Below are 837 nucleotides of genomic sequence, written 5' to 3'. Positions count from 1 at the left end.
CTCCCCTGCCGTGGCGCCGGAGCCGAAGCGCTCCGAGGCCCCCGACATCGAGGCCTTCGCGGAGCCGCCGCCGCGCAAGCCCGAGCCGAAGCCCGTGGTGGCCGGGCCCGCGCGGCCGAGCCGGTCGGACGACGAGGACGCCCCGCCTCCGCCTCCGGTGGCGAAGAAGGAGCCGCCGGCCCGCATCGCGGAGCCGCCGCGTCCCGCCGTCCCGCCGGAGCCCGCGAAGAAGGACATCTCCGAGTGGGACCCGAACGGGGACTGAGGCAGCCCCTTCAGCCCGCGCGCACCACCACCGGCGCGGGCTTCACGGGCGCGCCCTGCGTCAGCCGCACGCCCACGAGCACCAGCGCACCTCCAAGCGCCAGCTCCCAGTGCAGCGCCTCGTCCAGGAAGAGCCACGCGACCAGCGCCGTCACCGCCGGCTGAAGGTTGGAGAAGATGGCCACGCGCGACGCGGGCACCTTCGACAGCGCGTAGGACCAGAGCAGGTACGCCACCACCGACGTCATCAGCCCCACGTACACGATGGAGGCCTTCGCCATGGCGCTGGAGGCCCACACCGCCTCCGGCTCCAGCACGAACGGGGCGAGCGGCAGCTGCAACAGCGTGGCGACCGTCATCGTCCACGCCGTCGCGCGCAGCGGCCCGTGCTCCGTGGCCAGGGGCTTGCCTTCCGTCGTGTACACGACCCACGCCACCACCGCCGCGAGGATGAGCAGGTCCCCCTCCAGCGTGCCCCGCGCGCTCGCGAGCCCCCGGCCCAGCAGCAGCACCACCACGCCCACCAGCGCCGTGAGGATGCCCGCCGTCGTCCGCGTGGAGGCGCGCTCGCGG

The 837-nt window shown here is 75.0% G+C and carries 1 protein-coding gene and 1 pseudogene; one reads left to right on the top strand and one right to left on the bottom strand.

Going from position 1 to position 837, the window contains the following annotated elements; genetic code table 11:
- Positions 1-265 (top strand): annotated as a pseudogene (locus D7X55_RS43805) (hypothetical protein); the annotation flags it as partial.
- Between the two features lie 10 nt (positions 266-275).
- Here D7X55_RS43805 and D7X55_RS39900 read toward each other — a convergent pair.
- Positions 276-837 (bottom strand): DMT family transporter (locus D7X55_RS39900; RefSeq protein ID WP_147470441.1); only part of this gene is annotated, 562 nt, incomplete at its 5' end.

The sequence above is a fragment of the Corallococcus sp. AB049A genome (assembly GCF_003668885.1).
Lineage (GTDB): Bacteria > Myxococcota > Myxococcia > Myxococcales > Myxococcaceae > Corallococcus > Corallococcus interemptor.
Note: the sequence above shows the minus strand (reverse complement) of the source record. Positions and strands in the feature narration are given on the sequence as shown.